26 protein-coding genes and 1 other RNA gene are annotated in these 26,009 nt (G+C 52.7%); 12 read left to right on the plus strand and 15 right to left on the minus strand.

What is annotated here, in order from left to right:
- From ACF8D4_RS17140 to smpB, 3 genes are all read right to left on the minus strand, one after another.
- Nucleotides 1–233 (minus strand): integrase arm-type DNA-binding domain-containing protein (locus ACF8D4_RS17140; RefSeq protein ID WP_392465965.1); only part of this gene is annotated, 233 nt, incomplete at its 3' end.
- Between the two features lie 202 nt (nucleotides 234–435).
- Nucleotides 436–790, minus strand: a transfer-messenger RNA (tmRNA) gene (gene ssrA, locus ACF8D4_RS17145).
- Nucleotides 791–906: 116 nt separating this feature from the next.
- Complete coding sequence (gene smpB, locus ACF8D4_RS17150) at nucleotides 907–1,392, minus strand: SsrA-binding protein SmpB (protein ID WP_025009743.1); 486 nt, start codon at nucleotides 1,390–1,392, stop codon at nucleotides 907–909.
- Between the two features lie 207 nt (nucleotides 1,393–1,599).
- Between smpB and ACF8D4_RS17155 the strand changes: the two genes are divergently transcribed.
- Nucleotides 1,600–2,037 (plus strand): SRPBCC family protein, encoded by a 438-nt coding sequence (locus tag ACF8D4_RS17155; protein ID WP_025009744.1) that lies wholly within the window; start codon nucleotides 1,600–1,602, stop codon nucleotides 2,035–2,037.
- Entirely contained in the window at nucleotides 2,027–2,362 is a 336-nt protein-coding gene (locus ACF8D4_RS17160) for an RnfH family protein (protein ID WP_025009745.1), read from the plus strand. Before ACF8D4_RS17155 ends, ACF8D4_RS17160 begins: the two co-directional genes overlap by 11 nt.
- 85 nt (nucleotides 2,363–2,447) lie before the next feature.
- Here the strand turns inward: ACF8D4_RS17160 and ACF8D4_RS17165 are convergent, their stop codons facing one another.
- Nucleotides 2,448–2,945, minus strand: a complete 498-nt coding sequence (locus tag ACF8D4_RS17165) for an outer membrane protein assembly factor BamE (RefSeq protein ID WP_345885998.1) — start codon at nucleotides 2,943–2,945, stop codon at nucleotides 2,448–2,450.
- Nucleotides 2,946–3,462: 517 nt separating this feature from the next.
- On the opposite strand from ACF8D4_RS17165, the gene ACF8D4_RS17170 reads away from it, so the two are divergent.
- Nucleotides 3,463–5,232, plus strand: a complete 1,770-nt coding sequence (locus tag ACF8D4_RS17170; RefSeq protein WP_044734152.1) for a monovalent cation:proton antiporter-2 (CPA2) family protein — start codon at nucleotides 3,463–3,465, stop codon at nucleotides 5,230–5,232.
- A 49-nt stretch (nucleotides 5,233–5,281) separates the two neighbouring features.
- On the opposite strand, the gene ACF8D4_RS17175 is transcribed toward ACF8D4_RS17170, so the two are convergent.
- Entirely contained in the window at nucleotides 5,282–7,708 is a 2,427-nt protein-coding gene (locus ACF8D4_RS17175) for a TonB-dependent receptor (protein ID WP_345855553.1), read from the minus strand.
- Between the two features lie 731 nt (nucleotides 7,709–8,439).
- On the opposite strand from ACF8D4_RS17175, the gene aceB reads away from it, so the two are divergent.
- From aceB to ACF8D4_RS17190, 3 genes are all read left to right on the plus strand, one after another.
- On the plus strand, nucleotides 8,440–10,050 hold the full coding sequence (gene aceB / locus ACF8D4_RS17180; RefSeq protein ID WP_345855554.1) for a malate synthase A: 1,611 nt from the start codon (nucleotides 8,440–8,442) through the stop codon (nucleotides 10,048–10,050).
- 73 nt (nucleotides 10,051–10,123) lie between these two features.
- Nucleotides 10,124–11,446, plus strand: a complete 1,323-nt coding sequence (gene aceA, locus ACF8D4_RS17185; protein ID WP_028779181.1) for an isocitrate lyase — start codon at nucleotides 10,124–10,126, stop codon at nucleotides 11,444–11,446.
- 295 nt (nucleotides 11,447–11,741) lie between these two features.
- Nucleotides 11,742–13,130 carry an HDOD domain-containing protein gene (locus ACF8D4_RS17190; RefSeq protein WP_221058659.1) on the plus strand — a complete coding sequence of 463 codons (1,389 nt, stop codon included), beginning with the start codon at nucleotides 11,742–11,744 and terminating at the stop codon, nucleotides 13,128–13,130.
- Here ACF8D4_RS17190 and ACF8D4_RS17195 read toward each other — a convergent pair.
- From ACF8D4_RS17195 to ACF8D4_RS17210, 4 genes are all read right to left on the minus strand, one after another.
- Complete coding sequence (locus tag ACF8D4_RS17195; protein WP_144133775.1) at nucleotides 13,110–13,655, minus strand: nuclear transport factor 2 family protein; 546 nt, start codon at nucleotides 13,653–13,655, stop codon at nucleotides 13,110–13,112. The two genes, ACF8D4_RS17190 and ACF8D4_RS17195, sit on opposite strands and share 21 nt — an antisense overlap.
- 116 nt (nucleotides 13,656–13,771) lie before the next feature.
- The gene (locus ACF8D4_RS17200; protein WP_025009748.1) at nucleotides 13,772–14,596 is read right to left on the minus strand and encodes a zinc-dependent peptidase; all 825 of its coding nucleotides are present in this window, start codon (nucleotides 14,594–14,596) and stop codon (nucleotides 13,772–13,774) included.
- Between the two features lie 179 nt (nucleotides 14,597–14,775).
- A complete protein-coding gene (locus tag ACF8D4_RS17205; protein ID WP_096141378.1) occupies nucleotides 14,776–15,180 on the minus strand; it encodes a CopG family transcriptional regulator in 405 nt (134 codons plus the stop codon).
- The gene (locus ACF8D4_RS17210; RefSeq protein ID WP_208190252.1) at nucleotides 15,140–15,883 is read right to left on the minus strand and encodes an AAA family ATPase; all 744 of its coding nucleotides are present in this window, start codon (nucleotides 15,881–15,883) and stop codon (nucleotides 15,140–15,142) included. Before ACF8D4_RS17210 ends, ACF8D4_RS17205 begins: the two co-directional genes overlap by 41 nt.
- A gap of 668 nt (nucleotides 15,884–16,551) precedes the next feature.
- Here ACF8D4_RS17210 and ACF8D4_RS17215 point away from each other — a divergent pair.
- Nucleotides 16,552–17,031: a GNAT family N-acetyltransferase gene (locus tag ACF8D4_RS17215; RefSeq protein WP_186299515.1), complete on the plus strand. Its 480-nt coding sequence runs from the start codon at nucleotides 16,552–16,554 to the stop codon at nucleotides 17,029–17,031.
- Nucleotides 17,032–17,040: 9 nt separating this feature from the next.
- Here ACF8D4_RS17215 and ACF8D4_RS17220 read toward each other — a convergent pair whose 3' ends face one another.
- From ACF8D4_RS17220 to ACF8D4_RS17230, 3 genes are all read right to left on the minus strand, one after another.
- On the minus strand, nucleotides 17,041–18,108 hold the full coding sequence (locus ACF8D4_RS17220) for a saccharopine dehydrogenase family protein (RefSeq protein ID WP_392465973.1): 1,068 nt from the start codon (nucleotides 18,106–18,108) through the stop codon (nucleotides 17,041–17,043).
- 82 nt (nucleotides 18,109–18,190) lie between these two features.
- Complete coding sequence (locus ACF8D4_RS17225) at nucleotides 18,191–19,135, minus strand: NAD-dependent epimerase/dehydratase family protein (protein WP_345845215.1); 945 nt, start codon at nucleotides 19,133–19,135, stop codon at nucleotides 18,191–18,193.
- Between the two features lie 277 nt (nucleotides 19,136–19,412).
- On the minus strand, nucleotides 19,413–19,844 hold the full coding sequence (locus tag ACF8D4_RS17230; protein WP_345845216.1) for a MerR family transcriptional regulator: 432 nt from the start codon (nucleotides 19,842–19,844) through the stop codon (nucleotides 19,413–19,415).
- A gap of 118 nt (nucleotides 19,845–19,962) precedes the next feature.
- Between ACF8D4_RS17230 and ACF8D4_RS17235 the strand changes: the two genes are divergently transcribed.
- The 4 genes from ACF8D4_RS17235 to ACF8D4_RS17250 all read left to right on the plus strand — a co-directional run bounded on the left by ACF8D4_RS17235 (nucleotide 19,963) and on the right by ACF8D4_RS17250 (nucleotide 21,735).
- Entirely contained in the window at nucleotides 19,963–20,178 is a 216-nt protein-coding gene (locus ACF8D4_RS17235; RefSeq protein ID WP_028779188.1) for a DUF3820 family protein, read from the plus strand.
- A 93-nt stretch (nucleotides 20,179–20,271) separates the two neighbouring features.
- Nucleotides 20,272–20,571 carry a hypothetical protein gene (locus ACF8D4_RS17240; protein WP_025009756.1) on the plus strand — a complete coding sequence of 100 codons (300 nt, stop codon included), beginning with the start codon at nucleotides 20,272–20,274 and terminating at the stop codon, nucleotides 20,569–20,571.
- A gap of 107 nt (nucleotides 20,572–20,678) precedes the next feature.
- Nucleotides 20,679–21,218: a GNAT family N-acetyltransferase gene (locus ACF8D4_RS17245; protein ID WP_231473479.1), complete on the plus strand. Its 540-nt coding sequence runs from the start codon at nucleotides 20,679–20,681 to the stop codon at nucleotides 21,216–21,218.
- A gap of 7 nt (nucleotides 21,219–21,225) precedes the next feature.
- On the plus strand, nucleotides 21,226–21,735 hold the full coding sequence (locus ACF8D4_RS17250) for a GNAT family N-acetyltransferase (protein WP_044734161.1): 510 nt from the start codon (nucleotides 21,226–21,228) through the stop codon (nucleotides 21,733–21,735).
- Nucleotides 21,736–21,811: 76 nt separating this feature from the next.
- On the opposite strand, the gene ACF8D4_RS17255 is transcribed toward ACF8D4_RS17250, so the two are convergent.
- Nucleotides 21,812–22,504, minus strand: a complete 693-nt coding sequence (locus tag ACF8D4_RS17255) for a pirin family protein (RefSeq protein WP_345845220.1) — start codon at nucleotides 22,502–22,504, stop codon at nucleotides 21,812–21,814.
- 124 nt (nucleotides 22,505–22,628) lie between these two features.
- Nucleotides 22,629–23,072: a DoxX family protein gene (locus tag ACF8D4_RS17260; RefSeq protein WP_025009758.1), complete on the minus strand. Its 444-nt coding sequence runs from the start codon at nucleotides 23,070–23,072 to the stop codon at nucleotides 22,629–22,631.
- A 138-nt stretch (nucleotides 23,073–23,210) separates the two neighbouring features.
- Here ACF8D4_RS17260 and ACF8D4_RS17265 point away from each other — a divergent pair, with 138 nt between their 5' ends.
- On the plus strand, nucleotides 23,211–24,104 hold the full coding sequence (locus tag ACF8D4_RS17265; protein ID WP_025887500.1) for a LysR family transcriptional regulator: 894 nt from the start codon (nucleotides 23,211–23,213) through the stop codon (nucleotides 24,102–24,104).
- A gap of 135 nt (nucleotides 24,105–24,239) precedes the next feature.
- Here ACF8D4_RS17265 and ACF8D4_RS17270 read toward each other — a convergent pair whose 3' ends face one another.
- Nucleotides 24,240–25,985: a bifunctional UDP-sugar hydrolase/5'-nucleotidase gene (locus tag ACF8D4_RS17270; RefSeq protein ID WP_044735740.1), complete on the minus strand. Its 1,746-nt coding sequence runs from the start codon at nucleotides 25,983–25,985 to the stop codon at nucleotides 24,240–24,242.
- Nucleotides 25,986–26,009 lie beyond the last annotated feature (24 nt).

A 26,009-nucleotide genomic window follows, 5' to 3' on the forward strand; every position in this document is an offset into this window, starting at 1 on the left:
TATTCCAAAACTAACTCGCGCGCTTTCGCTAGACCAATTTCAGGGTAGGGACCAATACCTATATTAACCCGCTTTTTGGTGATGGGATGATAATAGTTGAAGTTCCAAAGCTTAGAGCCGTTAGTTCTGACTCGTAGTTGTAACCCTCCACCATCAGATAAGACAATGTCCTTAGGGCCTGGCTTTTGATTCTTGATTTGGGTGTTGGTGAGACGCGTTGTGCTGGTGGCCATATTTACCCCCGATAGCCTCAAGTTGGATAATTTATAATCATGGTATTCCAAGAGTAAGTCAAATCACCTTGGAATACCGTTTGGAATACTAAAGCTGTGAGATTCAGTGAGACTATTTGATACGTTTTGGTACGCAATCTGTTGATTTTGTTGTTTTTTAGGCAATAAAAAAGACGTCCGAAGACGTCTTTTTACTTTGAATTGGTGGAGGCGGCGGGACTTGAACCCGCGTCCGAAAAACCTACGCTCAAGGCGCTACATGCTTAGTCTCTCTTTTGTTTAACCGGTTGAACTCCGAAAGACAGGATTCCAAACGGTGAGCCTGGTACTGTTTCGCGGTTCACCCCCAGACAAGGTTCCCTCGCTAGCACTATGTAAGGTGACCATCAAATCCACTGCCCATGTGCGAGACCTGTGGTAGATGGCTAGCGGCCTTAGGCTGCTAGAGCGTAGTTATCGTCGTTTGCAACTATAACTGTGCGGCTTTTTACGAGGCCAACCGCCCCTCGGCATGCTCCCGGAGTTTCGCGAATCCCGTCGAATCCAGAATCGCCCCCGTGATGTTTTGATTGTAACCCCTTTACCGCCGGCTTACCAAGGCTTTAATTGACAAAGGACAATCACTTGCTGGTTATCCGCACAATTTGCGTGCGAAATAACGGCAAAATATCAGTTACTTGCTTTTCATGACCCGGGCTTTCTCGATAGCCCAGTCACGTTGTTTAATATCATCGCGTTTATCGTGGGCTTTCTTACCTTTACCCAAGCCTATCTCAACCTTGACCCAGGCACCTTTGCGCCAGTACATGGAGATAGGTACTATGGCGTAACCTTGTCTTTCAACCAAGCCGGCCAGACGGTCCAGCTCACGGCGATTGAGCAGCAGTTTACGCATGCGGGTCGGGTCGCAGACCACATGAGTCGACGCCGCGCTGAGTGGGGTGATATTACAGTTGTGCAGGAAGGCTTCGCCATTTTTCAGCATGACAAAGCTTTCCGACAGATTCACCTTGCCGGCGCGGATGGATTTGACCTCCCATCCCATCAGGGACAGACCGGCCTCGAATTTTTCATCGAAGCGATATTCAAAGGTCGCACGCTTGTTCCGGGCAATGGTTGCCGGAGCGTTTGCGGATTTTTTTGCATTCTTCTTAGCCATAGGCTGGCTATTATACGCAGCAGCCACCAATTTGGAATTGGCCTGGAAGAATATTTTGAGTTGTGGGCAGTAGCTTAGGGTTTTGTTGCTGGCTTTTTGAGCGCTTATGGTGGCCGCTCCCATTGCGGTGGAACAAAGGATGCGTTTTTCGGCCGGCGTGCTAAAATCCGGGTCTGTTTTTGATCAGCCAAGAGTATCAACCAACGGATGCCACAGATTTCCCGCAGTGTTCTGGTGCGTTACAGTGCGATGCAGATGTACCAGCTAGTCAATGATGTCGAGTCTTATAAAGAGTTTCTTCCCGGTTGCGTTGGCGGTAAGGTGCTGGAGTTTGATGGCAAAACCATGCTGGCGTCGGTGGATATCAGTAAGGCCGGGATCAGCAAAACCTTTACCACCCGTAATCAGGTGGTGGAAGGCAAGAGTATCGAGCTGCAACTGGAGAATGGTCCTTTCAAGCATTTGACTGGTCATTGGTATTTTACCGAATTGGCCGAGGACGCCTGTAAGGTGGAGTTTGAGTTGAATTTTGAGTTCTCCAGCTCCTTGGTTGGTATGGCATTCGGCAAGGTGTTCAAAGAGTTGGTTACCTCTATGGTGACGGCTTTTACTCAACGGGCGAAGGAAGTATACAGTGGCAAGTGAACAGGAAAAATTCAGTGTCGATGTCATTTATGCATTACCGACACAACAGAAGGTGATCAGTGTTTCCGTGACGCCGGGTACCAGTTTTATTGAGGCTGTGCGTCAGAGTAACATCCAGGCCTTTTTCCCAGAGATTGATTTGGAAACGGTGAAACTCGGCACCTTCAGTCGCCAGGTCAAACACGATGAAGAAGTTGAGCCCGGGCAGAGAATCGAAATCTATCGCCCCTTGATTGCCGACCCCAAAGAGGTGCGCCGCAAGCGCGCTGAAAAAGCAGCCGAGGAAGGGCGGATCAATAAAGTGACCGGCGCCAAAATCAGCTGAGTGACTTGAGTAAAAGCAAGACATTAAAAAAGCGCCTGTTGGCGCTTTTTTAATGTCTTTGTCTGTGCAAGCTTGAAATTCGGAATTACTTACCGTCCTGCTCGTGCTTATTCATCTTGGCGGGATCTTGCTCTTCAACCAGAGGCTTTTCATCACCGCGTTGCTGCGGGATCTGTGGCGTCAGCTCTGGGCTGTTGGCCATTGGCAGGCTGCTTTGCTCCAGCGGGGTATTGAATTCATTACTCAGTTCATAATCCCCTGTGACTTTGACCAATTGATCACCGGTAAAATGCAGGATCAGTTCCTTATGGGTAATACTGGCATCACGACCACTCTTGTAATGGTAAACATAGTACCAGGTATCATCCTTGAAGCTGTCACGCAGCACAGGACGCCCAAGCACAAATTCCACCTGTTCCTTGGTCATGTCGATGCGCAGCTTTTCCACCTGCTGAGGCTCCATATAGTTGCCCTGTGGAATATCAGGCTTGTACACCAGCCAGTCAAAGACACTGCAGGCACTGAGTGAGAGGGTGAGCGCACTGACGCTCAGCAGGGTAAGACTTTGCTTTTTAATTGACATTGAATGTGCTACTTCATGAAAAACTGTCGGCCATAATACCCAAGCCCAGCCCGTGCTGACAAGGGCTATTGACTCGGCGCTTGAGGCTTCGACAACATAAAAGTGACTTGGTTCGTCTCTCTGTTGCCAAATTGTTGTCTTGGCTCAAATTAACACCCAACAAATAGAATAAGTTAACGGGGGGCGGCGGATTCTTCCTGGTTTAGCCAAACGCACCATTGACAGACTGACAAGAAATTTGAAATTGCTTTACCGGCTTGCAATAAGCCTGCTGCAGCATTGAAAACCATTTGTATTTAAAAGACTTATTTTTATATCTGCTCAAAATTTCGGTTATCAAGGTCTATAAAGCTGGCTATACTGAAACTCCCGTGATAGGCCTGAGCAAAAGCTGGTTTGGGCCGTTTCGATTATCCATGCAATGTTAGGGCTGAACTTGGTCTTAGTGGCAAAGTGCATCCCGGAATATAAGAGTGACAAACAACAGCCCTCTATCGCCATTTGTTAAGGAGTCTTGATGGAACAGGCCGGCATCTTTACCTCAGTGCTCATGTTTCTGCTCGCTGCCGTGGTTTTGGTCCCACTGGGCAAACGCTTTGGTATCGGCCCCATTCTTTCTTACCTCGCTGCCGGTGTCTTGCTTGGGCCGGGTGGCATTGCCGTGGTGTCTGAGCCTGCCGCCGTGCTTCATTTTGCCGAACTTGGGGTGATCCTCATGCTGTTTGTGATGGGGCTGGAGTTAACCCCGGGCAAACTCTGGGAGCTTCGCAGTGCCATATTTGGCCTCGGTAGTGGTCAGTTGCTGCTGTCCTGGGCCGCTGTCAGCGCCTTGGCATTCGGTGTCGGACTTTCCATCGAAGCGGCGGTGATTATCGGCGCGGCGCTGTCATTGTCTTCTACCGCATTTGCGGTGCAGTTGATGAATGAACAACGGCTGCTTACCACTCCAGTGGGGCGTGATGCCTTTGGGGTATTGCTGATGCAGGACCTGGCGGTGATCCCCATGATGCTGCTGATTGCTTACCTGTCGCCGAGCGGCGCCGATCCGGCTCATCATGCCGTGCCCTGGTATTGGACCTGTGTGGCTCTCTTGGGCTTTTTGCTGGTAGGTAAGTACCTGCTTCCCAAGGTATTGCAGCTGGTGGCGGCCAGTGGTGTCCGTGAAGTGCTGACGGCATTTTCGCTGTTACTCGTGATGGGCAGTGCGGCGTTGATGGCCTGGCTCGGGCTGTCGGCCGGTATGGGGGCATTTTTGGCCGGTATCATGTTGGCCAACTCTGGGTACCGCCATCAGCTTGAAACCGATATAGAACCCTTCAAGGGCTTGCTGCTGGGGCTGTTCTTTATGGCCGTGGGCATGACCATGGATCTTGGCTTGCTGCTGAAGGAGCCTTTGGCGTTGCTGGGGATCCTCTTTGGCATGTTGGCGGTCAAGACTCTGGTGCTGATGTTGCTTGGAAAGCTTAGGCACCATACCTGGCGCAGTGCCATGGTGCTGGGTTTGATCCTGGCAGAAGGCGGTGAATTTGCTTTTGTCCTGCTTTCCCAGGCGCAGCTGTCGGGGATCTTGTCTGAAAAAATCAGCCAGATGTTAGTGTTGGCTATAGGCTTGTCGATGGCGATAACCCCTTATCTGCTTAAGTTGTTCAAGCAGCTCGGTAAACCGGCCGAAACCAGCCGTCTGCCGGATGTGATAGAAGCGGCTGACAGTGAAGTGGTGATCGCCGGTTTTGGTCGCATGGGGCAGATAACCGGTCGTATTTTGGCATCCTCCGGGATCCCGTTTGTGGCGCTGGATAAAGACGCCCGCCACGTGGATGTGGTGCGCCAGTTTGGTGGTGAGGTGTACTTTGGTGATGCCAAGCGACTCGATATGCTGTTTTCGGCCGGTTTGCCCAAGGCGCGGGTGATCCTGGTGGCGGTTAATAATGTGGAAGACTCACTGCAAATAGTGACTCAGGTGAAGACTCACTTCCCCCATGTGGCCGTAGTCGCCAGGGCCCGTGACCGTAACCATGCCTATCGTTTGATGAGCCTGGGGGTGACTTCGGTATTTCGGGAAACCTTTGGTTCGGCGCTCAGTGCCAGTGAGAGTGTGCTGCATACGCTGGGTCTGAGTCAGGTACAGGCCAATGAGCGGGTGAAGATATTTGCCGAGCATGATAAGGCGCAGGTCGAGGCCGGGGCCAAACATAAGGACGATCTCAAGGCGCTTATTCGTTTGTCCAACAAGGGCAGGGCGGAGCTGGAGTCATTGATGCGGGCGGATAAAGACAAGGGCCTGTAAGGGTTCTGCCCTGAGACAAAAAGCGCGCCGATTGGCGCGCTTTTGCGGTTTAGAAGCGGTAGCTGACACTCAACTTGGCGTTGCGTTCGGCCCCCGGCATGCCGCCAAGGAACATCGCCTTGTCGTAGTAGCGGGTGTTGAACAGGTTATTGAGGTTCAGCTGCACACTCCAGTCATCGGCCTTGTAGGCAATGGCCGAGTCCCAAACTGTGTAGGCGGGCACTTTGCCATCCGGGATCCCGAAGGAATCCGAGTTGGTGCTGCGCTCGTCGACATAGCGAACCCCAAAGCTGACGGACAAGGGTTGCGGCAGCGCCTGCCACTGATGGCTGTAAGTGACCCAGGCACTGGCACTGACCTGAGGAACCCCTTTCTGGCGGCTGTTATAGCTGCTGGAGTTGGGGTCATTCTTGTTGCGTGCATCCTGATACAGACCATTGAGGTTTATCAACCATTCTTCATTGAGGTGAGCGTTGAGATCCAGCTCGGCACCTGTGGTCTTGTCCTTGCCATCGTAAAAGAACTCGGGCACTGAGATGTTGTAGTCAGGAGCACCTTCTTTGTCATTGTATTCCGGGTTACCGTAGCGCAGGTTAGTGCGCTCGCTCTGGAACAGGACCAAGGAGCCGAGCAGCTGATCGTCAAAGCCCTTGAAGCGCATACCGAGATCATAGCTCAGGGATTCAGAATCCTTCCTGTCCGCCGCGCCGCCGCTCTCAGCACCCGTTACGGCACCGAGCACGCTGTAGGCCGTGCGTCCTTTGGCATGATTGACGAAGAAGGACAGATTATCCGTCGGCATATAAGTTAACCCCAGGTTGTAGGTAATGCCGTGATCTTTGGTGTCCTGCTCCGGGGTCGGATCTTTTTTAGGGGTGCCCAGATGACTGTACTTCTGCTCAATCTCATTGAACGCTACACCCACCCTGGCAGTAAAGGTTTCACTCAGGTAACCCACATACTGCATGCCCAGACCCCAGGCGCGGACTTGTTTGTTGTAGTTGTCCTTGAGATCCGGGTTGTAGTCCTCAAAGGCTTTGTCACCCCAGTTGGGATTGCGGATATCCAGAATATAAGGCAGTTCACCGCCGCCATCTTTGTCGTACAGTGCCCAGCTCTTGTAGGCGATATCTCTGTCTTCCAGATTGGCATTCAGCAACAGCTCACTGTCTATGCCTGCCAGGCTGAAGTTGTAGCGCATATCGGCAAAGTACTGCCAGGATTTCTCGTGGGCATCTACCTTGCGGTATTCCTGTCTTCTGGCGGCATAAGGATACAGGACATCATCAATCACCAGTGGCGCGCGGGGATCGGCATTGATCACGTCTACGGATTTGACCTTGCGTTTCCAGTACACATAGTTATAGGCGCCAGTTTGGCGGATGAACCCGGACTGGTAGTCTCTATATTGTAACTGCTGATTGAGCTGCAGATTGTCACTGAGGGCAATGTTGTGGTTCAGCTTGAAGCGCCACTCTTCGCCTTCATTGGGCCTGCTGATGGGAGAGGCCAGGCTGGTATCGCCTATGTCGAAGGGTTCGATTCCATCGCTCGCCACCAGAGAGTCGGCCAGTTGTTGCCGCTGCGCCTCAGTCAGTTGAATGCCGGCGCCATTGGGGTCGTTAACCAAATCTTGCCAGCTGACTTGTGCGCCGCTCAGGCCGCCGGTAGAGGCGGCGTTGTAGATACGTATCGGGTGGCCTACAGAGTCTACTTGCATAGAGTCTTTAATCCAAGCGGCCGACAGCACCAGATCTTGAGAGTTTGAAGGCAGAATTTTCAACGAGGCATAGACTTCATCTCTGTCGCTGCCGATATCACGATAGCCATCGCTACGGGCATGTTTGGCCACCAGGCGATAGGCCAGGGTGTCGCTCAAGCCTCCGGTTGAGTCGAGCCCCAGGCTGTAACTGTTCCAGGAGCCCACTTCGGCGCTGACTTCTGTGCTGTCCTGAAATTGAGGTTTCTTTTCAATAAGGTTGATGATCCCGCCGGCGCTGCCCATACCATAGAGCCCGGTCGCCGGGCCTTTGAGCACCTCAACCGCTTCCACATTGGTCATGGAGCGAGTGGGATTAAAAGTGTTGCCGAGTCCTGCGCCGCCGTACATGCCGTCATAAGTGTAGTTGGCGTCCAGGCCACGGATCACCAGGTTATCACCTATGCCGTAGTTGTTGCCGGCTTGGGTAACACCACTGATGTTACGCACCAGATCCTGCAGAGAGTCGGCCCCCTGGGCGGCAAACAGCTCTTTATCTATCACCACCAAAGCCGCCGGGGTTTCCATCAGCGACATATCTGATTTTGTCGCCAGCCCTGAATTCATTACCACCTTGTTTTGTTTGCCATAAACGGTAATGCGTTCCACATCCTGTGATACCTGTTGTGACTGAGTCGCTTGGTTTGCCTGTGCGGCCTGTGCCATGGTCAGCGACAGGCAAGCCGTCACCGCCAGAGATATTGCGGATTGCTGCATTTGAGATCATCCCCCTCTAAAGTAGGGTGCGAATGATAATGGTTTTTATTTGTCTTGCAACAAAAGTTTCAAACTGTGTCAACCGAATGGATATTTTTTGACTAAGTCACTTGGATCCTGTTTCGGGAGCAAAATAGGCAAGTTTTTGAAAAAAATTTAAAAAAAATCGTTTTTTTATTGCTGCTGACCAAAGAGTTGGCCTGTGTTGATCACTATACGCAAGTCGTGAAAAACGGATCTCGATCACATTTAATTCTAACCTTTACGTAAAGGTTAGAATTAAACGCTCGTTTAATATCCATCACGGTTGCATTATTGTTAACTATTTATTTTTGTTGGTTATTTGAAGTTGACCCTGACGAGAGTTCGAAACGGATATTCGCGGATTAGACCTAAGTTTTAATGATATTTTGTGGAAATTAATTTTTCCTTCTTGTTATTTAATTACGTAATAAATTACTTTGTCGTTTGTGTGGTCAAGTTGTCTGACATTTTTCTATAACCTGCAGCATGAGTCTTTATGGTTTAATATTTTTTATTCTAAAAACAATCAATTGCGCTTTTGCTTTTGGCTTGGTCATACCAATTTTGAGTCAAGTTAAAGCCTATGTTTTGACGTTTTTTTCGACATGTCGACTGTTGCAAATACAAATGTTTATCGATAGGTTTTAGTACGAAACGAACATTTGCAGGGTTTGGCAGCCTTATCTGCCATCCAGGGAGACAGCAGCATGATAGCAGAGACAGTCGCACAGCAAGGGCTCAGTATTAAGGGGGCCGAAATACCACAGCAGCAGAGCCTTTTTACTGAAGGTGCGCTCAACTTCCTCGAGGCTCTGTGTCGGGAGTTTGCTCCGGAAGTGACCAGCTTGCTGGAAAAGCGTGAGCAACGTCAGCAGCGGATAGACGGCGGCGAGTTGCCGGACTTTTTACCGCAAACCCGAGCCATTCGAGATGGTGATTGGCAAATTCGCGGTATACCGGCGGATCTTAAAGATAGACGGGTCGAGATCACCGGGCCTGTGGATCGCAAGATGATCATCAATGCGCTCAACGCCAATGTAAAAGTCTTTATGGCCGACTTCGAAGATTCGCTGGCACCCAGCTGGCAGAAGGTGGTCGAGGGCCAAATCAACCTGCGTGACGCCGTCCGCGGTGAAATTGATTTCACCGCGCCGGAAACCGGCAAACACTATCAATTGCAGGCCAACCCCGCGGTATTGATTGCCAGGGTGCGGGGGCTGCACCTGCCGGAGGCGCATGTAGAATTCAACGGTAAGCCCATTCCCGGCTGCTTATTCGACTTTGCTTTGTACTTCTACCATAACTATCGCCAACTGCTAGCCAAGGGTAGCGGACCTTACTTCTATATTCCCAAGCTCGAGAGCCATCTTGAGGCGCGCTGGTGGGCCAAGGTGTTTGCCTTCGCCGAAGAGCGTTTCTGCCTGCAGAGCGGCACCATCAAGTGCACCTGTCTGATTGAAACTCTGCCGGCCGTGTTTGAGATGGAGGAGATCCTCTATGAGCTGCGCTCCAACATAGTGGCGCTCAATTGTGGCCGCTGGGATTACATTTTCAGCTATATCAAAACCTTGAAGAAGCATCCCGATCGTATTTTGCCGGACCGCCAGCAAGTGACCATGGATAAGCCATTTCTCAGCGCCTATTCACGCCTGTTGATCAAGACCTGCCACAAGCGCGGCGCTCTGGCAATGGGCGGCATGGCGGCCTTTATTCCCGCCAAGGATCCGCAAACCAATGCCCAGGTGCTGGAGCGGGTTCGCAAGGACAAAGAGCTTGAGGCCCGAAACGGCCACGACGGTACCTGGGTGGCACACCCTGGCCTGGCCGATACTGCCATGGGGATTTTCAACGAATATATAGGTGAAGAGCACGCCAACCAGCTGCATATCACCCGCGACGTGGACGCACCCATCCTGGCGACCGAGCTGCTCAAACCCTGTGATGGTGAGCGCACCGAAGAGGGGATGCGACTCAATATTCGTATTGCGCTGCAGTACATAGAAGCCTGGATTGGCGGCAATGGTTGTGTACCCATCTATGGCTTGATGGAAGACGCAGCCACAGCGGAAATCAGCCGCGCCTCTATCTGGCAATGGATCCAGCACGGGCAAAAGCTTTCCAACGGCAAGCCAGTGACCAAGGCACTGTTCAGCGCCATGTTGAAAGAAGAGTTGGCCAATGTGCGTGAAGAGCTCGGCAGCGAGCGTTTCGATAACGGACAATTCAAGCAGGCAGCAAGCTTATTGGAAGAGATCACTACAGCCGATGAGCTGGTGACCTTCCTGACCTTGCCGGGCTACGAGCTGCTTACCCGATAACCCCATAACCATTAACGGCTGCTGCCCGCGGGGGCTGGGTGGCTGCCAAATTACCCTACGAAGGAGAGTCAAAATGACCAAGGCAACACAGAATTCACGTCAGGCGCAGATAGAAGCTTTGAAAAAGGATTGGGCTGAAAATCCACGTTGGCAGGGCGTTCGCCGTCCATTTACCGCAGAAGAAGTTGTAGCATTGCGCGGTTCAGTGGTTCCTGAAAACACCATCGCTAAACGTGGCGCAGCCAAGTTGTGGGAACTGGTTAACGGCGGCGCGAAGAAGGGCTATGTTAACTCTCTCGGTGCTTTGACCGGCGGTCAGGCCGTGCAGCAGGCCAAGGCGGGTATCGAGGCCATCTACCTTTCAGGCTGGCAGGTGGCGGCCGATGCCAACCTGGCGGGCACCATGTATCCGGATCAGTCACTCTATCCGGCCAACTCAGTGCCTGCCGTGGTGGGACGGATCAATAACTCTTTCCGCCGCGCCGATCAGATCCAGTGGAATCAGGGCAAAAACCCGGAAGATGAGGGTTATGTCGATTACTTCCTGCCGATTGTGGCCGATGCTGAAGCCGGATTCGGTGGCGTGCTGAACGCCTATGAGTTGATGAAGTCCATGATAGATGCCGGCGCCGCCGGGGTGCACTTCGAAGATCAACTGGCCTCGGTGAAAAAGTGTGGTCACATGGGCGGCAAGGTTTTGGTGCCGACTCAGGAAGCGGTACAGAAGCTGGTGGCGGCCCGTCTGGCAGCCGACGTATCCGGAGTGGATACTCTGGTGATTGCCCGTACCGATGCCAACGCCGCGGATCTGCTGACCTCGGATTGCGACCCCTATGATCGCGACTTCATCACCGGAGAGCGTACCCAGGAAGGTTTCTACCGGGTGAAGGCCGGTTTGGATCAGGCCATTTCCCGCGGGCTTGCCTACGCACCTTATGCCGACCTTATCTGGTGTGAAACCGCCAAGCCGGATCTGGAAGAGGCGCGCCGCTTTGCCGAAGCCATCCATGCCCAGTATCCGGATCAACTGTTGGCCTACAACTGTTCACCTTCGTTCAACTGGAAGAAGAACCTGGATGACGCCACCATTGCCAAGTTCCAACAGGAGCTTGCCAACATGGGCTACAAGTACCAGTTTATCACTTTGGCCGGTATTCACAACATGTGGTACAACATGTTCGATCTCGCCTACGACTATGCCCGCGGCGAAGGCATGAAGCACTATGTTGAGAAGGTTCAGGAAGCCGAATTCGCTGCCGCGCAGAAGGGATACACCTTTGTGGCGCATCAGCAGGAAGTGGGTACAGGCTACTTTGATCAGGTGACCAATGTTATCCAGGGCGGCCAGTCCTCTGTCACGGCTCTGAGTGGTTCGACCGAAGAAGAGCAGTTTTAATCCCAAGTGTTGGCGTCCTCTCGGGCGCCACTTCCTCGGAAATGAACCTACGCCATTTTCGGGGGTAATTTGTGACTTCCCAGTCATTTGAGCCTTGTTGCTTGTGTTTTGGCGACTCATTGAGTCGCCTTTTTTTGTTGTAATTGTGTTATTTCTTTGAGGTTTGTGCTTTATTCATAACAAGAGTTCCATTCTCAAGCCCACCACTGGGCCAATACCTGAAAGAGTTGAGTCGTATTTGAAATCAGCCAACAAGGGGGTGGATTACTGGACCCGCAGGATCAGTGATCAGGAAATGCCCGCACTTTGCTCAACAATAAGGACATTGGAAAAACTCGCCAAGGACGATGTCTCCTCCATGGCGATTCTGGGGCGCAGCATAATGCACGACAATGCGCTCACTTCCCGTATTTTGCGGGTGGCCAACAGCGCCATCTATAACAAGGGAATAAGCCCTGTTACAACGGTCAGCCGCGCTGCCGTGGTACTGGGGTTCGACACCATCCGCAATATCTGCATTACCGCCAAACTCCTCTCCAGTTTGCTGGAAAGCAAAAATCTGGCGCCCTCGGTTTATCAAAGGTTGCTTAAGCTGATGGCTCAGGCGTTTCAGGCCGCCATGTTGGCCAAGATGATGCTCGATGGCTACGATGAGGAGTTGCAGGAGGAGGCGTTTATTGCCGCGCTGCTCTATCACTTGGGTGAGAGTGCCTTTTGGAGCACGGGAGCCGAACTGGCCGAGGAGCTGGATTCTGCCCTCAGCGCCGAGAGTGATGCCGTAAACAGGCTCAATCTGGTGCGTGAGGCGCTCGGGGCTTCATTCAATCAGCTCAGCCAGGGGCTGGCCCGCAGTTGGGGCCTGGGTGAACTCTTGTGCAAGTCGCTCAGCAATCCCGATGAACGCACGCCGGAAATTCGCAGTATTTTTCTGGCCAATAAACTCAGCGAAGCGCTGGCCGGCACCGCACTCAAACCCGAGGAGCTGGAGCGGCGCCTTAAACAAGCCGCCGATATGCTCAAGCTGGATACAGATGAGTTTCGTGGCCGGGTCCTTCGCTGCTCCAACGCTACCGTCAAGTTAGCCGAAGCCTATGGCGCCAAGGTGCTTATCGAGTATCTGCCGGACACAGATCTGCTGCTGCCCCAGGAGAGGGTGGCTGAGGTTGTAGTGCGCGAGGCAAATCTTGCGTTCCAGCTGAAAAAACTCAGAGAGCTGACCGGCTTTGCCGTCGAGAAGACTGATTTCAATAAGGTAGTGACCACGGCATTGGAGGGAATACTCGAGGGTATTGGTCTTGACCGCTGCGCCGTGCTCTTGCTGTCACCGAGCAGGCGCATGTTGCAGCCGAGAATCGCGCTTGGGGACGGCGCCGAGGAGATGAAAAACGACTTTATTCTCGAGCTGGAAGGGCGTGGCACCTTGCTGAGGGATTGTATTGAAAATCAGAAACTGGCCTGGCAGGGCGAGGGGGCCGACAAAGCCGTACTGGGTGAACAGCTGGCGAGAAAAGTCCCCGCCAGTGGTTTTATGCTGGCACCGCTGAAAGTGGACAATAAGGTAATAGGTGTCTATTACGCCGACAAGGCCAGTTCGGGACGGGACATTCATCCTGAAGATTTTGACAGTTTTGGCCACTTCGTGCAGTTGGCCAACATCTGTTTCTCAGTTGCCTTCAGGCACTGATTTCTGCTTTTTGCGATACAGCTTTATCTGATCGGTAATTCTGGGCGCCAGGGCGTTGGGAATGGGGAAACTCAGGCTGTATTGCAGTATTTGCCAGCCTTGTTCGGTTTTGACAAGCGTGCCTGTGCCCCGTCCAAGCCCATAGGACTGGCTGTCCAGCAGTTCATCGAACACTATCACATCGCCGTGCTGTACCAGGCGGCGCGAGGAACTTTGGTAAGTCCAGCCCTTGGTGGCACGGGCATACTGCTCAAATTCAACCATATTCCAGTATTCACTGGCATCTGTACCGATAAACCCCGCATCGGGGCTGAAGAGGCTAAAGTAGCTGTCCCAGTCGGCATTGGCAGCACTTTGGTGCAGCTTATCCAATACCGAAGCGGCCTGAGCTTGGCTAGCATCGAGTTGGCCGCTTTGCTCCTGGCTGTTTTGATTACCGGCTTCCAGGCTACTTGCCAAGACTGAATGGCCGTAAATCGGTAGCAGCAGCGCTGTACTCAGCAACAGAGGCTTAAGGTGCAACATAATGTTTCCTCTTATAAATTCTTATTGTTGGCCCCAGCTTAACCCAATTGGGCACAAGATGTGAGCCAAATGGGTTTTCTGTTTGCAGGTATGCCGTTATCCAGTTGAAAGCTGGCCTAGTGCCAACTCAGGGGATCGAGACGATAAAAGCGGCTCAGTTCCTGGTAGAGTGCCGGATAATCGGCTCTCATCTGCTGCGGCTGTTCGAAGAACACCTCGCTTATTACGGCAAAGAACTCGGCCGGATTAGTGGCGCCGTAGTAACTGAATAGGCTGGGCTCACCACTGGCGGCCTGAGCTTGCAGTTTGGCAAACTCTCGGCCAAGCACCTGCGACCACACAGGGTAGGCGTTGAACTCGCCGAGTCTGGGAGCGCCATTGGCATCGCCTGCTTCCTGATCCAGTTGATGGGCAAATTCATGGATCACGACATTCCGGCCGTCTGCCGGATCGGCGGCGTCATCCAGGGTATTTTGCCAGGAAAGGACGACCTTTCCCTGACCCCAGGATTCTCCCGCCAATAACCTTTGGCTGTGCCATTCCAGGCCATTGGCATCCCGCTGCTGCTGGCGAACAATAAAGGCCGATGGGTACACCAGAATTTGTCTCAGGTTAGGGTAATAGTCGGTTTGGCGATTGAGTAACAAGAGACAGGCCTGCGCGGCTATGGTCAGGCGGATTTCATCATCTATCTCCAACCCGTCGCAACCGACAAACTGCTTTTCCGCCAGAAACACCTGGATGTGTTTCTTGAGCTGCAGTTGCAGGTCACTGGGCAGGGAACGGAAATAGGGCATACGTTTTTTCAGGATAGTGCGCCATTCCTTGGGGAAGGGCTTGGCGCGTATCTTGTCTCTGCGTCTGCGATCCCGCCAGGATTGGCTGAGGATCCAACCTATGGCGCTGGCGCCGGCGGCAAGGGTGATCAGAATGGCCAGCATGATCCGGCTCCATGGCTAAAGAGTCTAATCAGATCTGTGGGGGCTCAGTGGGAATAACTCAAGCTCGGCGCATGAAAAACAAGCAAAAAAAAGCTGACAGCAAAGAGGTTGAAACCTGTTATCGGCTGTCAGCAAAGGGTGGGAGTGTCAAACAGTCCACACATTTCAAGGGAAAGGAATCAGTCCGGCATAAACTTCTGCTCCAACTCGCGACGCTCTTGCGGTGTCAGGCTGTGATGATGCTTGATAAGCAAACGTATCAGGCGTGACTTGGCAATATCACAGTCGCTGGCCATTTCGGCCAGGTGACTGATGGCCGCTTCACTCAGGGTGAAAGTTGCCTTGCGAAAAGGTTCGTGGCGGCGTTTGGGTATCAGTTTTTGCTGAGTGGCTTCCTGATTGGCGGAAGCTGTATTGGAATACCGCTGCTCAACCGGCATAGTTGCCGCCGATTGCTGTGTTTGCCCCATGGCGTAATAGATGGCACCGTCGATAAACTCATCCAGGGATTGCATGGCCAACATACGCTTACGGGCATCGACCTCAGATGGCGTAACGTTTTTCTTCAGATCGGCCAGTCCCATACTGAGTCCTCATGCTGTTGAGTTGGTTGGTCATCAGGCGGCTGCGGATCTCAGTGGCATTCTGTGCCTGCAGCATTTCGCAGGCGATGGCACGGATCTCGGCGGCGGCCTTGCCCTTGGGCTCAAATTCAATTACCGAGCGGCCAGACTCTTCGCTGTCATCATAGATGTTACGGCTGTAGGTAATGGCGTCCAGCACATTGATATCATAGGTTTTGCAGACTTCCTTGGCCTCGAGAATGCGGCTGACCTGATTGGGCAGGTTAGGGCACTGGGTGATGACAAAAGAGGCGCGCATCTTGGGGTTTATCATCATGCAGGTAGCGACTATGTCGTCCATATGGCTGACTGTTTTAAGATCGCGGCGTTTGGGCCTGAGGGGCATGAGTACATGGGAGGCCACTGACATGGTGGCACGCAGCGCCAGGTTGTCCTGGCCGCCGCAATCGACTATCACATAATCGTAGTGTTGCTCCAGGCTCAGCAGATCGTTGCGGATTTTGCCATAGAGTTGAACACAGTTGATCCCGGCTAGCTTGCTGTCGTTGTTGCGGGCCTGGATCCAATCAGAGGTGGTTCGCTGAGGGTCGCAATCCACCATGATCACCGATGCGCCACATTCCACCGTGAGAAAAACGGCAATGTTTTGTGCCAGGCAGCTCTTGCCGCTGCCCCCCTTTTCACCGCCAACGAGTATGATCATTGTCTTGCCCTCTGAAAGCCTGTTATTAAGTTATTTGCTCTTTCCCTGATGGCTTACAACTTTCCTTGGTTCGGGAGTGTTCCCAACCTGATGTTTGCCGTATCGCTGCTTTTCTGCACTCCGAAAAGTTGTTGCTGACGGAGGTGAACAGTGAACGGTAAAACAAATGTAAAAGCTAAATTGTTCTTGGTCAACTTGATGATTTTTATTGGTTTTTATTGTTTTTGTTGTGTCATGTTTTTGGCGTTGCCCCTTGGGTTGCCGTAATAATGGCAGTGTTGCCGGTGAGGGGAGGTGACGTAGGAAATTATCAATAAAATTATACTGTTAAAAAAATGTTTCCGCGTCATTTATTTGTTAAATCTGCTCTGCCACAGGGTAGGTTTCAGCAGAGCTTCTTTTATGACGCAGCAGATACCGTTTGTAGGAATTAAAAATATTTTTACTAGACCTAAAAAGTATAAATAAATGTGATCTTTGTCGATTGTCCATTAATCAGACTCTTGGTGTGCCTTTAAGTCGTTTGGGATGCCGGCTTTTTTCAGCTCTATCTTGTCACCCAGGTTGTTGCAACTGTCATCTGCTTGCCACAGTACTCTGCCATGTTGGCGTATTGGCTGGGGATACCCTGGCGTTCCGACCATCAGTATTTATGCAAGGAGGCATTTATGGGCCATGTACTCAACCAGACCAGTCGCTTTGAAGTGATGGAGTATTGTCTGGCAACCCACGAACTCTTGTTGCTCCGGGACAGAGCAGGACTGCCGGTGCATGGACTGGATGACAGTTGTTTGCCTGCCAAGCCGCTGCTGTCCTTATGTATCAGGGAAAGATCCGGTGGGGAAAACCTGCAGGAGGGACAACTGGTGGCCTTGGCTTTGGTGCGCAGCGGCTCAGCAGTTGAATCCAGTCAGGAACAGGAGCACTATCTGTTGCAGGACTTTCTGGTGTTGCCCGAATTTCGCCATCTTGGACTCGGCAGCTTTTTGTTGGAGACGGTTATTGAGCGATTATCGCTTCTAGGAGCGCCTAAGCGGCCACTGATGCTGGAGGTGCTTCCGGGAGACGAAGTCCTGGCGCAGCGCCTGGGGTTTAAGCCAGGCGGCCACAGTGTGCCGGGAAATCTTTGGCTGAGAAGCGTAGGTTGAATTAAAAGCCTAAATCAGCTGCAGCTCACCCGAGTGCGGTAATCGAGTTATCAAGTCGGCGCCCATGAGTTGTGATGGCGTATAACTGCCGCCATCATGATTATGCTGCAGCAGATAATCCACAACCGCCAGCGAGCCAAAAACCGTCAGACTATAACCATTGGCGGTTTTTATCCGCGCGGTGCGCCGCTCCCCTTGCGCATTACTGACTTCACCCCAGACAAAGGTCGGCAACTTTGCCCTTGCTGCTCCATCGGGCCCTGTCACCGTCTTGCCTATATGTGCCTTGAGCAGTTTCTGCAGCCAGCGGAATTTCAACAAGAGTCTGATGTAGTTGGCCCGTTTGGTGTTGGCTATCATCTTGGCCGAGCCTGGGATAAAGACCTCTATGTTGGGGATCCCTGTGGTGTAGAAAGCAGTTGCCACATCGCCCCAGGGAATTGTCATGGCCGGTTTCTCACCATCGCCGAAATCTATGTTTCTCACCTTATAGGCAAGCGGCACAGAGATTATTTTACCCTGTTTACGTACCTTGCCGCCCTGGGCCAGGCCTTCAACCGAGGTTTTGGCTGTACCGGGAGATAAGCCCGAGCGAGAGTCAAAACCGAGTGATAAGTGGTTGGCATCGGGCAAAGCACTTTTCAGGGTTGCGGCGAGACAGTCTGTGGGGATCACGTCGAAACCGACACCCGGACAGATAACAATTCCGGTGTCTTGGGCTTGCTGCTTGAGTGATTGCGCCAGCTCGAACACCGCAATTTCCCCTGTAATATCCAAGTAGTGCACCTTGGCAGCCAAGCAGGCTTGCATCATGGGTCCAGCCGTTGCCGAAAAAGGCCCGGCGCAGTTGAGTACCAAGCTCATGTCACCTATATGGCGTGGGATATCATCCAAGTCGAACACAGCTGACTCGAGCCGCAGCTCCTTGGCCAGTGCCCGGGTCTTTTCACGGTTGCGCCCGGCGAGTACTGGGCGCAGTCCTCGATGTGCGGCTTCCCGGGCGATAAGTTCACCCGTGTAACCGTAGGCACCGTAAATCATCCAGTTTCCCTGCTTGTTTGAACCTGTGTCTGTCATGGTTCTGCTCCAAAAAGATCTTGTAATCAATTGCTGGTGTCTGGCCCTGAGGCAAGGCATTCGGTTGCTGCTTGAGTGACCGCTAAGGATTGGCCGCCCGGTGGCTTCGCTCCTGGAAAATCTCACGCAATCCCTGTTCGTAGCCGGTGATTTGAAAGTCCGGGAAGCGCGCCTTGAATTTATCGGACACAAAGAGATTATCCACCTTATAACGCGGCAAGAGTTCGGCGGTATCTTTGAGCTTTTGGTTGAACTTGGCGCCCAGCCACAGCTGCCAGCTTTTGAGCACTTTATACTTGGCCGGAGTGCCGAAAATCTTTGCCGCCAGAAAGATGAACTCCCGGTAGGTCAAACGGTTATTGTCGCAGGGAAGATGCCAGGTTTGGCCATAGGCATCCGGGGTATTACCCAGCAGCGCCATCGCCCGGCTGGCATCCGGGGTGTAAATGAGGCTGCGCATAACCTTGTCATTCAGCAACACCTTGGCACTTTTGGCCGCTATCAGTCTGTCTATTACGGTGGTGTTGGTAAAGCTCTGGGTTTTACCCGGGCCATAAAATTCAGGCGCGCGGCAGATCATGGCTGTTACATTTCCCTGTTGCATCGCATCCAGCAGCATCTGGGTGATTTGGCCTCTGACTAACCCCTTGGGACCGTTGGGCACAAAAGGTGTATCTTCACTTTGAGGCACTGAGGTTTGCGGGTACATATAAGTGTTATCGAAATACACCAACTTGGCGCCGTGGGCACTGCAGGCGTTGATAACATTCCGCATCATGTCAGGCCATTGCTCAAGCCAAATCTGGGTATCCAGAGGTAACCCCGCGGTAAAATAGACAATTTCTGAACCTGCTACCGCCTTGAGTGTTTGCTCAGGATCTCGGAGATCGGCTTGAAATAGCTCATCACTGTCATTGACCTTCTGTGGTCTGCGGCTGACCAAGCGTATGGTGTCGGTGAAGTCGCGTTTGAGACTCAAGGCCAGCTCTCTGCCTATCTGCCCATTGGCACCCAGTATTGTTTGCATGACTCAGCTTACCTTTTGTTGTGAGGTTAAGGATAGTGCGAACAAGTCATGGTCTATTGGGCTCTGGCCCCTGATCCAGAGCAGGGCTTTTAGCGTCAGTTTAGCCGGGACTTGCTCTTACCCTGACTATCCTAAGGTTAAAGTTAAGTTTAAGGTCAAGAGGGAATCTTTATGATTAACCTGGCTGCCCTGAAAGCCGCTGGCTGCTGGAATCGGCGCGTGGTTTGGCCGCAAGGCTCTGCTGTGTCTGCTGGATATCGCCTGGGGAATGGGAAAATCACTTTTTGTTACTGCTGCGGGACAATATCTGCCAACCCAACTGGGACATGACTCTTTTGGCATTGCTGCTGCAGTCCAGGTCATCGGGCTTGGCTTCTATTTCGGCCAGAACCTGCAAGAGTTTGGCCTTGCTGGCGGCCACTTTGCGTTCAATCTCCTCCAGATCGGCTATCTTCCTGTGCAGTGAGCCAAGCAGTTGCTGGTGGTCCCATTGACCGAGTTCGCTCGGCAGCAGAGCCTTGAGCTCATCCAGGCTGAAACCGGCTTGTTGGCCTGTGGCTATCATATCCAGAAGTATCACGGCCTCGGGAGGATAGCTGCGATAACCATTGGCTTTACGGTTGACGGTTTTCAGCAGCCCAGTACGTTCATAGAAGCGGATCCGCGAGGGAGCCAGGCCGGTTTTCTGTGCCAGTTCACCAATTTTCATCTTTGTTCGTCCAAAATTGATTAATCCTGCTTTCATGAGCTGCGCAGATTGGCAGGCTTTCCACTCAAGTTTACTTTTCCGGAGTATACTGGCAACTTTAGCCTGAAACGGAGAGAAGATGCAGCCGGAACAGCAGTTGTTGGAAGCCATCAATCAGACCATGCCCTTTGGCAAGTACGCCGGACGCAAGTTATTGGAGCTTCCCGAGCCTTATCTGGTGTGGTTTCACTCCAAGGGGTTCCCCGAGGGCAAACTTGGGCAGCAATTGGCGCTTATCTATGAGGTGAAGCTCAATGGTCTTGAGTCTATGCTGCGGCCCTTGCTACGTCCGTGAAGCTGTCAAAAGTGTGAACCCTATTAGCGATTTATGAAATAACACATGTTTTAATGGCGCAGTATTTCCAACGACAACAGGAAGCAACAGACAATGGCAAAATTGGCAAAGATCTTGGCGACCGCGGCTTTGGCTCTGGGTATCTCTTCAGCCTGGGCGCAAGGTGCGGTACATGAAGGCACAGTGGTCGACACCATGAACAGTGGCGGTTATACCTATGTGCAGATTAAAGAAGCCGATAAGACATTCTGGGCGGCAGGCCCTCAGGTAGCGGTGGCCAAGGGTGATAAGGTGCAGGTTACCGAGCAGATGTGGATGACCAACTTCACCAGCAAGACCCTCAACCGGACTTTTGACAAGCTGATGTTTGTTGGTGAAATCGATAAGAAGTGATTTCATCCACTCTCTGTTAAAGTCGCGACTCTGTTCGCGGCTTTTTTATTTGCGCTTAAGGGCTTTGCCTGAGCACAAATGTCGGGCAAAATGCCTGCAATTCAACTGTGTTGGTACCAATTCTCATGTTGCGGGTAGAGGTTTACTCTCATTCTCGTCACAGGCACTTGGGGGAGCAGATAGCCAATCTCTACCACAGTGCCGTTACTGCCATAGATGATGCCCGCTATAGCGCGGCTCAGCGTCTGGCTTGGTCGGCGGCGCCGCGCTCGGGGCGATACTGGCAGCTAAGGCTCAAACGGGCTCAGGCCTGGGTGATGCTCAAAGGCAGCGAGCAAAGTCCTCAATGTGTCGGCTTTGTGTTGCTGGAGACCACCTTCCGTGAGCGAGGTTACATCGCCTGCCTTTATGTGGCGCCCGATAGCCAGCGTCAGGGTGTTGCCTCATCCTTGCTTGAAGCCGCCAAGAAGTGGGCACTCACCCAAGGCTATCATCACCTGACAACAGATGCTTCGGCACTGTCCAAACCTGTGTTTGAACGGGCCGGGTTTCGTTTGCATCACAAAAGCTACCAGGAAAAATCCGGCCAAATGTTCGGCAGCTACTTTATGAAGCTGATACTGCCGCCTTTGGAGCACAAGAGCTAAGCAGCCTATGATTTCACCAACGCCCATTCAAGCCGAGCACGGCTTTATTGTTCGCCAAGGTCGCCCCGAGGACAGCGCGGCCATCGCCGAGCTGTTTCATCTGGTGGTAAACGCCAGCACAGAGCATTACAGCCAGGCGCAATGCCAGGCTTGGTCACCTGCACAGCGCAGCGAAGATGAGTGGCGGAATCGTTTGCAGGGGACGGCGCTCTGGGTTGCCGAAGATGGTCGCAATTTGCTCGGATTTATTAACCTAAAGCCTTTGAATGCGCCGGGTGAAGCCGAGATAGACTGTCTTTTTACTCACCCCAATGCCCAGCGCCGGGGGATTGCCGCCGAGCTCTACCGGCAGCTATTGAGATACGCCGTCGATTCCGGGGTGCAGTGTTTGAGGGTAGAGGCTTCTTTCTATGCCAAAGCGTTTTTCGGCAAGCAGGGCTTTACAACCTTGAAGCGCAATCAGCATCAACGCCACGGGGAAGTGCTGACCAATTTCAGTATGCAGCTGCAGTTATAACCCAAGCCGCCCTGGAAAATCACCCAAATGAAGTTCCAAGGGCGGCCTGTGGGCAAACGCCAAGAAATGCTGCTTGTTATGGCAAATCAAACACCAGGGCGACGGCACTCTTGTTGCCGGCCTTGATGGCAAACTCCTCAAGTTCGTTGATGTGAATGCCATCGCCACTTTGCAGGGTTTCACCTGCCAATTGCAGCTCTCCTTCCACCACTTGAGCATAAAAGTTGCGTCCCTTTGCCAACTTGAAGCTCGTCTGCTCGGCTGCGGTCAGCTCCAGGCGGTAGACGCTGGCGTCCTGTTTGATGGACAGGGTGCCATCGCGGCCATCGGGAGTGACGACCGGGGTCAGGGCCGAACTCTGGGCAAAGGCTTTTTGCTGATAACCCGGGGTGCCACCCTGGCTGCTAGGTTGGATCCAGATCTGCAGGAAATGCAGTGGTTCAGTTGCCGAGGCATTGTACTCACTGTGATAGATCCCCGTGCCGGCAGACATAAGTTGGAACTCACCGGCCGGCAGGGTTTTCACGTGACCAAAGCTGTCTTTATGGGCTATTGTGCCGGAAATCACATAGCTGATGATCTCCATGTCCTTGTGGCCGTGGGTATCAAAGCCGGCGCTTGGCGCGACTCTGTCATCATTGATGACTCTCAGGGCCGAGATCCCCATAAATCTTGGATCATAATAGTTGCCGAATGAAAAACTGTGTTGGCTCTTGAGCCAGCCGAAGTCGGCCCGGCCGCGTTCGTCGGCATGACGTACATAAATCATAATTCAGTTCTCCTGCTGGGAAGGTGCAGACAAGTCTTTTGTGTGCTCTTCACAGACTTACAGGCCAGGATGCAAGGCCTGTAAGCAGTGAATGGCTTAAAGCAAGATGTGTGCTTTGCAAGAATTAATGTGTCTTGCGGGCTATCATGCTGTCGATGGACAGTTTACCGGCGCCAGAAATCGCCAGGGATACAGTGGCGGCCAGCAATGCCAGACCAAACTCGTAACCGTTGTTGGACATAAACAAGCCGTTGTCCAGGTGCACTGTGACTATCGCCATCAACATGGTGAATGCCAACACCGCGGAAGTGGGGCGAATCAACAAACCTATGATAAGCAGCAGACCACCGAAAAATTCACTGGAGCCGGCCATCAGCGCCATCAAATATCCGGGAGTCAGGCCGATAGAGGCCATCCATTGTCCTGTGCCTTCCAGGCCGTAACCGCCGAACCAGCCAAAGAGCTTCTGGGCGCCGTGAGCCATAAAAGTGATACCTATAGGCAGGCGCAGCGCCAGAGGAGCGAAACCGGCATCGGTGCGGAGCAGTTTAATAATCAGGTCTTTCATAATGGTGTCCTCAATGAATTTGAATAGGGTGGATAGGCTTTCCTGTCCAGTTGCTGTGCAGTTTATCCTTGACCTTTGTGGCTGAAAATCGGAACATTTTGATATTGAATTTCAAAAAAATTGAACATAGGTTTTATCATGCACTCTGTCATTAGCCTGGATGCGCTTAAAGTATTGGATGCTATAGATAAAAAAGGTAGTTTTTCGGCAGCGGCCGAGGCGCTTTTCAAGGTGCCATCTGCCTTGACCTATCAGGTTCAAAAGCTGGAGAGCGAGCTGGGAAGCAGATTATTTGAACGTAAGGGCACTCGGGCTCAACTTACCGAAGTGGGGCGTTTGGTGTTGACCCAGGGGCGGGAGATCCTGGCGGCCACCGCCCGGCTTGAGGATGCCGTGAGGCAATTGGAAACCGGCTGGGAGGCGCAACTGACACTGGCGCTGGATACCGTCTTGCCACAGGCGCCGCTGCTTTCATTAATTAAGGAATTCACCGAGCTGGGTAAACAGCTCACCGTCAGCGTGACCCATGAGGCTCTTGGCGGCGGCTGGGATGCGCTTTATTCCAACCGCGCCGATATCGCCATAGGCGTCACGGGTGAATTGCCAAGAGGTCAGTATGAACTGCAAAAGCTTGGTGAGCTGGAGTTTGTGTTTGTTGTGGCGCCTGAGCATCCCTTGGCGCAATTTGACACTGAGATAGCTTCTGAAGCCTTGTTGCAATTTCCATCCATCATAGTGGCCGATACCTCGCGCTCCTTGAGTCAGCGCTCCAGTGGGGTGTTTGACAGTCGCCAGCTTATCCGGGTGTCGTCGATGGAAGCCAAGATCACCGCACAGAAGATGGGAATAGGGGTGGGCTTTTTGCCGCTGCATTTGATCCGGGAGGCCTTGGCCAAAGGTGAGTTGGTGCAGCGCGAAGTGGCCTTGCCCAGGCCTTCACTGCCCATCTATATGGCCTGGCGAAAAGGGGAGATGGGAAAGGCGCTTGGCTGGTTTGCCGAGCGCCTGCAAGGCAGTGACTTTGGCTTATAAAGCAGTTTATAACGTGGTTTATGAAGCGGTTTATAAAATGGCTTATAACCTGGGTTTAGCATGCAGGCTGATGACCTTGAATGGTTGCTTTGTCAGCAAAAGGGGCGAGGCAAAACTGCTGTGAATACTACCGGCTTATTCGCCGGCAGCTTCGGCCCTATGGCTGGTATAGTGCACATGGGGCAATAGCAACTCATCCAGTTTGGGGGCCTTTTTCAGGAAGTTGATAAAGGCGCCCGGTAATGTCAGCGACGGCATCGACTCCTGCCAGCGGGCTTGCAGCAGGGGTTCATAGCCCTCTTTCCCGGCTGAGGTGTAACAGGTGGAAACCCCGATATAGTGCTGCTCTGGCGCCAGTGCTTGCCACAGGCCATTGGCCCGCAACAGCTCCAGCCGCAATAGCCTTTCTCCCTGCTCTTTGCGGCCATCATAGAAATATCTCAGCCCATAGGTATAGGGGAAACTGCCGGCGCCGGTGCCACGCACGCCGTTGTTGGTGGCGGCGTTAATGGCCGACTCCAGTGCCTGGTAGAGGTGTTCACCGGCAATTTCATATTTAACCAGCGGCAATTCAAACGGCAACAGACGCCCGAGCACGTCGGCTTTGGTCAGTTGTCCCTGGGGCACAGATTGACGCACGCCGCCGGCGTTATGCAGCGCAAAGTCCACTCTTTGGTCTTTGGCTCTGGACTCCAGAAACATGCTGCGGCTGACCCAGGGGGCAATTTCACTGCCGTGGGGCAGGGTGCGGCTTGGCAGGCGGGTATGCACCAGGGCCTTGGGTACCAGAGCCAGCACCTGATTTTCCATGCTGCTGATCGCCGGGCGGAACTCGTTGGCAATCACTTGCTCCATGGCTTCATCGTTATCATCCCAGTGGATCCCTGGGTGTTGTTCCAATATCGCCTTGGCGGCTTGATAGTCGGCTTCGCTGGCCGCCTGTGGGCCGCTCAGCAGAAACTGACTGTCCAGCATAAAGATGTTACTGCCTTCGAGCCGGATCACCCGGCCTGCATCATCGAACTGAATGTCGGCGAGCCCCAGGGTTTCGGCATGTTTGCCGGCATGGAGGATAGGCACGCCGTTGATGTTTTCACCATAGGGCAGGCATGGCAGGCCAAAACCGCGGAAATCACCCATCAGGGTATGGGTGTGGCCGCCGACTATCAGGCTGATCCCTGGGATGGTTTCGGCCAGTAATCTGTCTTGCTCCAACCCTAAGTGACTCAGCACTATGATATGCACTATGCCTTTGGCCCTGAGGGCTTCAACAGTCTTCCTGGTAGTGGCAAAGGCATCGGCAAACTCGGTATCGGGATCCGGCCTGGCGATGGCTTTCATTTGATCCAGAGTAATACCGACTATGGCCAGTTGCTTGTCGTGGAAAGGCTTTATCAGGCTGCGGCCGATACCTGAGGCGGTATCCAGATCATAGAGGTTGTCCAGCCCTCGAAGACGCCCGGGCTTATCTTCAGCTTCGCCGCTGAGATCCATATTGGCCGCCAGCACAGGGAAGCCGACCTCTTTGATAAAGCCGGCCAGCAGAGCGTTGCCATCGTCAATATCATGGTTGCCTATGACCATGGCATCGGGTGCCAACATCTTCAGCAGTTTGGCGTTGGCCCGGCCTTTGAACTGGCTGTAATACAAGGTGCCCTGGAAACAATCGCCGCCGTGGAGCAGGATAAAAGGCTGGTTTTGTGCTTGGGCAGCGTCTCTTGCTGCCTTGACCTGAGCCGAGATCCGCGCGTAGCCACCACTGTGGCTGTGAAGATCAAACTCGCGTCCCTGAGAGTCAATCTTGAACTGAACCCGGCTGGGATCCAAGTGTGAGTGGGTATCGTTGAGATGGGCAAGTCTTAAAACATAATCTGTGTGCATATCATCCTCATTCTGCGAGCGGGG

The organism is Shewanella sp. YQ_9 (assembly GCF_043103185.1).
GTDB lineage: Bacteria > Pseudomonadota > Gammaproteobacteria > Enterobacterales > Shewanellaceae > Shewanella > Shewanella algae.